This is a genomic window from Parasphingorhabdus sp. (assembly GCF_049667325.1).
Lineage (GTDB): Bacteria > Pseudomonadota > Alphaproteobacteria > Sphingomonadales > Sphingomonadaceae > Parasphingorhabdus.
In genome coordinates this window covers 1-5287 of record NZ_JBATHY010000021.1, presented here as the reverse complement: position 1 = coordinate 5287, position 5287 = coordinate 1, and the positions used below count along the sequence as shown (strand labels likewise).

Below are 5287 nucleotides of genomic sequence, written 5' to 3'. Positions count from 1 at the left end.
GCGCCCAATGTTAGCTGCGGGGTCGCGTCTACCGAAACGCCGATGCCCCAGGATGCGGGCATGTTGAAGCCGCCCTGTTCTGCGAACAGCCCGGCATAGCGGTCGAACTTGCTGGTCCAGACTTTCGACTGGTAAAAGGCCCCGATGCGCAGGTCGTCGCCAAAGGAACCGAGATAGCCAACGCGGAAGCCCGCGCCAAAGGCCCAGTCCTCGCCGCGATTGGTGAAATTTGCCGGGCTTTGCGAATTCGCGGCAAATGGCTGGATGCCTTTTATTTCAAAGCTTTGCACGACGAAATGCGGCGACAAGCCGAGGCTCTGTCCTTCTGCAATTTCCACCGCGATGGTCGGCGCAATCGAGATCTGCTTCAGGTTCACGCCCGCCGGTCCGGTGGCGCCGAAGCTGGCGAAGGGATTGGTCTGGTAATCGGTGTTCATCCCGCCATTGCCGTTGACCGCAATTCCGACCGAAACCGTGTCGGATAGCGGCCGGACATAAGCGAATTCCGGCAGAATGAAGGGGTTGGTGCCATTGCCGGAATAAGTGCCGTCGAGCCCCGCCTGATTGCCGATGATCTCTGCCCCGCGATCAGGGATGAAGACTTCGAAACCGACATCGAGCCGGTGATCGATGGCGGTTGCAGAAGCCGGGTTACTGGCGATCGAGAAAGCATCCTGCGGCATCGCGATAGCCACACCGCCAGCGCCCTTGGCCTTGGCCCCGACGCCGTTGAGAAAATAGCCGTCGGTCGCCCGCGCCGTACCCGGCATGCAAAGCGCCGCGCCGGCGAGCAAGATAGTGGCCAGCGAGCGTGTGTGGCGATTGGCGGTGCGGGTATGGAAACGGGACATGACGATACGACTTTCTGTTGGTACGTCGGCGCAACGGGAGAGGGTGTTCGCCGGAGCGCGTCCCTAGCGATTCGGACCCGCGCGCAGCAAGTTAGGAATGGTTGCGCGGGGAGTAGCTGAGCTTGGCGGGACGGGTGCCGGCGATCGGGCGCGCAACATCTGGCCCGTCGGAAGATGACCTCTTGCGGTTGAGCGCCGTGCCGCTAGTTTCGACCGTCATAGCAAATATCCACGACCGAAGAGAAAAGGCCTCCAATATGTTCGCGACAATGAAAGCCGCCACCACTGCATTTCTTCTGTTTACCGCGTTCACCAGCGCGAGCGCCGAGGACAAGGGCATTCTTGACGCCGTTGACAATAATGGCGCGCAGCAGCTGCAATTGCTCGAAGACACGGTCAACCAGAATTCCGGCACGCTAAATGTCGACGGCGTCCGCAAGGTCGGCGAAATTTACCGGCGCGAACTGGAGGATATCGGCTTCGCGGTTCGCTGGGTCGACATGCCACAGTCAATGGCACGCGGCGGTCATCTGGTCGCCGAACGGGATTTTGGCGAAGGCCCAAACCTCCTGCTGATCGGCCATCTCGACACGGTGTTCGAACCCGACAGTCCGTTCCAGCGCTTCGAGCGCGATGGTGACAAGCTACGCGGCCCGGGCGTCGTCGACATGAAGGGCGGCAATACGGTGGTCATCTATGCGATGCGCGCGCTGATCGACGCGCAAGCGATCAAGGGCGGCAAGGTAACGATATTTTTCACCGGCGACGAGGAAAGCGTCGGTTCCCCGCTGACCGAGGCCCGCGAGCAGCTGATCGCGGCCGGCAAAGCCGCCGACTATGCGCTCAACTTCGAAGGCGGCAGCCCCGAATGGGGCGTGATCGGCCGACGGGGTTCCTCGAAATGGAAACTTGAGGTGACGGCAAAGCGCGCCCATTCCTCGGGGATTTTCAGCGACGATAGCGGCGCCGGTGCCGCTTTCGAAATGGCGCGCATATTGAACCGCTTCTACGGCGAGGTACGCGGGCCGCTCGGATTGACCTTCAATCCCGGCATGGTCGCGGCTGGCTCGACCATCGAACCCGTCGGCAGCGCCGGCGCCCTGACGGTCAGCGGCAAGGATAATGTGATCGCCGAGACCGCGACTGCCTCGGGAGGCCTGCGGTTCATGAACGACGCGCAATTGCGAGCCGCGGAAAGGCTGATGCGCGGGATCGTCGAGGACAGTCTGCCACAGACAAAGGCGACCATTACCTTCCAGGACCGATATCCGGCGATGGAATTGACAGAGGCGAACCAAGCACTGCTCGACCGCCTCAACATCGTCCACGCGCGGCTCGGCCTCGAACCTGCGCAATCCTTCCCGCCGGAAAAGCGCGGCGCCGCAGACATCAGCTTCGTCGCGCCTTATGTCGCCAGCATGGACGGACTGGGCGTTGCGGGCTCGGGTTCCCACACCGTCGATGAAGAGATGGACCTGAACAGCCTCCGCCAGGCCACCCGGCGCACGGCCTTGCTGGTGGCGGATTTGCTGGCGGCTGATTGATCAGAGTGAAAGGTCCTATATTATCCCTCCACCTTGAGGGAGAAGGCGCAAGAATGCGCTTTCCTACACCTTGCCCGATCGCTTATTATCTCCGCCGTTCCCGTGACAGGTGCGGGACAGGTTCTTTGACATTCTGGATATGATCGCGGCGCTGGCGGCTGTGCGGATGTTTCTACCGGACCGGTTTCAGAGGCAATCTGGAAGTTCACACTCGGCGGCGGGCTGGCAATCTATAAAGGCAGTGAATCTGCGGGTTCGGGGCAAAGGTCACAGAAAATAAAATATTCTGTTGGTGTAAAGCTTTCGGCAAGTCCGGTGAATCCGCTCCCGGCAAACGGACACGAAAACCGCTCTTTGGCCCCGATATTGAATCAAGTTTAGCACAGGCTTTTTACCAAACTGGGAACGCTGGGAGTGAGCGAATCTAGTCCCCGGCCTCCCGCGCCACCTCGCGCCAGCCGATATCGCGGCGGCAGAAGCCGCTGTCGAAATCGACCTTGTCGACGGCAGCATAAACCTTGGCCTGGGCTTCGGTCGCGTTTTTGCCCAGCGCGGTGACATTGAGCACCCGGCCGCCATTGGCGACCAGGCTGCGCTCGACCACCGCAGTGCCTGCGTGGAATATCTTGACGCCGTCTTTTTCCGCTTCGCGCAAGTTGGAGATTTTCCCGCCTTTTTCAGGGCTGCCGGGATAGCCGTTCGCGGCCATTACCACGGTCAGCGCCGAGCGCGGATCGAAGACTGGCTCCGGGATATCGTTAAGTTCGCCGCGCGCGGTCGCAATCATGATCCGGGCGAGATGACTATCCAGACGCATCATCAGCACCTGGCATTCCGGATCACCGAAGCGGGCGTTATATTCGATCAGCTGCGGTCCGCTCTCGGTCAGCATCAGACCGGCGAACAGGACGCCGCTATAGGGTGTGCCTTCGGCGGCCAATGTTTCGACGGTGGGCTTGATAATCTCGTCCATCACGCGTTGTTGCAGTTCTTCGGTCAAGACCGGGGCAGGGCTATAGGCGCCCATGCCCCCGGTATTCGGGCCGGTATCGCCTTCGCCGACCCGCTTGTGGTCCTGCGCGGTGCCAAAAGGAACGACCGTCTGGCCGTCGGTAATCGCAAAAAAGCTGACTTCCTCGCCGGTCAGAAACTCCTCGACCACCACTTCTGCGCCGGCCTCGCCAAAGCCGCCGCCGAACATGTCGTTGATCGCGTCGACCGCCTGCTCGCGGGTCTCGGCGATGATCACGCCCTTGCCGGCGGCGAGGCCATCGGCCTTGATCACCACCGGAATGGCGAAATCGTCGAGTGCGGCCAGAGCGTCGGCAGCATTGCTGGTGCGGGCATATTTGGCGGTCGGGATATTGGCCCGGGCGCACAGGTCCTTGGTGAAACCCTTGGACCCTTCCAGCTGGGCAGCGGCCTTGTCCGGACCAAATACCAGCAGATCGGCGGCGCGGAGATAGTCGGCGATGCCATCGACCAGCGGTGCTTCTGGTCCGACGACGACGAGCTCCACCTGATTCATCTGGCAAAAGCGGACGACCGCGCCATGATCATTGATATCGATGTCGGCCAGCTCGGCTTCCTGCAATATCCCCGGATTGCCGGGTGCAGCATATAGCTTGTGAGTATTAGGGGACTGCGCCAGTTTCCAGGCCAAGGCATGTTCGCGGCCGCCCGAACCGATTAGAAAAATGTTCAATGCCGTCTCCTGTATCCCGTTCGGATCTTCGTCATCCTAGTTGTCTTTCGTCCTAAGCAACGGGAGCAGGATCGGCAAGCTGGTTAACGATCCAGGACAACCGGCACGGAAAGGCCAAAATTATTGACGCATTGCCCGTTCATCCGGTTTCCGCTCTGGTTCAGTGTGACCGTGCAATTTTGCAGGATGCCGGTCGGATAAAGCAGGGTCCATTGCAGGGCCTGGCCGCTAATCTGTCCTTCGCCGGTAGCAAAGCCACCGCCGAATGCGGGCAGCAAATTATACCGCAATTCAATATAGTCACCGGTCTGCTGAAAGACTGCGGTCGCGCCGCTGGGTTCGCTCCATGTCCCTGTAACATCGGTCGAGGCGACCGGAGTCGGCGATGGCGCTGGTCCGGGTACGGTAGTCGGGTCGATTGCTGGTGCCGGTGTAGGTGCAGGAGCAGGAATTGGCGCCGGATTCGGCTCGGGCTTGTTGATCATGGCTACCGCAATCGCCCCGCCCGCAGTGATCAGCGCGGTCATGACCGCTATCAATCCGCCTATGCCCTTGCCATCTTCCGCCATTTTAATCCCCAGTTTCTATCTGCAAACATCCAAGCCAGTTCGGTGCGGATAAACAGGGCTTTTGCCTCGGAAGTTGTTCCGCTATGCGACATCGATGGCTAGAATAAGCGAAAACACGCCCGGTGACAACGCCCCCCCGCTGTCGGTTTCGGAAATATCCGGCGCGCTCAAGCGGGTGGTCGAGGATCGCTTCGGTTATGTCCGGATCCGGGGCGAAATATCGGGCTTCAAGCGCGCGGCTTCCGGTCACGTCTACCTGGCGCTCAAGGATGACAAAGCGATCCTCGACGGCGTGATGTGGAAGGGCAATGCCGGGCGCCTGCCGTTCCAGCCGGAAGATGGCATCGAAGTCGTCGTGTCGGGCAAGCTTACCACCTATCCCGGCCGCTCCAAATATCAGGTCGTGATCGACAAGATGGAGCTGGCCGGCGAGGGCGCGCTGATGGCCTTGTTCGAAAAGCTCAAGGCAAAGCTGCTCGCCGAAGGCCTGTTCGACCAGGACCGCAAGCAAGCAATCCCGTTTCTGCCGAAGACGATCGGCGTGGTGACATCGCCAACCGGTTCGGTGATTCGCGACATATTGCACCGTCTCGCCGACCGCTTTCCCAGCCATGTGAT

The 5287-nt window shown here is 60.5% G+C and carries 6 protein-coding genes; 2 read left to right on the top strand and 4 right to left on the bottom strand.

Going from position 1 to position 5287, the window contains the following annotated elements; genetic code table 11:
• A partial coding sequence (locus WBM93_RS01005; protein WP_424427270.1) for an OmpP1/FadL family transporter occupies positions 1–851 on the bottom strand: 851 nt, incomplete at its 3' end.
• A 91-nt stretch (positions 852–942) separates the two neighbouring features.
• The gene (locus tag WBM93_RS01000; RefSeq protein ID WP_424427268.1) at positions 943–1071 is read right to left on the bottom strand and encodes a hypothetical protein; all 129 of its coding nucleotides are present in this window, start codon (positions 1069–1071) and stop codon (positions 943–945) included.
• A gap of 37 nt (positions 1072–1108) precedes the next feature.
• Between WBM93_RS01000 and WBM93_RS00995 the strand changes: the two genes are divergently transcribed.
• Entirely contained in the window at positions 1109–2395 is a 1287-nt protein-coding gene (locus tag WBM93_RS00995) for a M20/M25/M40 family metallo-hydrolase (protein WP_424427266.1), read from the top strand.
• Between the two features lie 424 nt (positions 2396–2819).
• Here the strand turns inward: WBM93_RS00995 and purD are convergent, their stop codons facing one another.
• Both purD and WBM93_RS00985 read right to left on the bottom strand, forming a co-directional pair.
• Positions 2820–4100: a phosphoribosylamine--glycine ligase gene (gene purD, locus WBM93_RS00990; protein WP_424427264.1), complete on the bottom strand. Its 1281-nt coding sequence runs from the start codon at positions 4098–4100 to the stop codon at positions 2820–2822.
• A gap of 83 nt (positions 4101–4183) precedes the next feature.
• A complete protein-coding gene (locus WBM93_RS00985; protein ID WP_424427262.1) occupies positions 4184–4669 on the bottom strand; it encodes a hypothetical protein in 486 nt (161 codons plus the stop codon).
• Between the two features lie 94 nt (positions 4670–4763).
• Here WBM93_RS00985 and xseA point away from each other — a divergent pair.
• On the top strand, positions 4764–5287 hold a 524-nt coding region (xseA, locus tag WBM93_RS00980), incomplete at its 3' end, for an exodeoxyribonuclease VII large subunit (RefSeq protein WP_424427260.1).

What these genes read in the sequence shown, in the direction of transcription:
- WBM93_RS01000 (WP_424427268.1), bottom strand. Translation starts at nt 1,071, where the DNA reads ATGACGGTCGAAACTAGCGGCACGGCGCTCAACCGCAAGAGGTCATCT.
- WBM93_RS00995 (WP_424427266.1), top strand. Translation starts at nt 1,109, where the DNA reads ATGTTCGCGACAATGAAAGCCGCCACCACTGCATTTCTTCTGTTTACC.
- WBM93_RS00985 (WP_424427262.1), bottom strand. Translation starts at nt 4,669, where the DNA reads ATGGCGGAAGATGGCAAGGGCATAGGCGGATTGATAGCGGTCATGACC.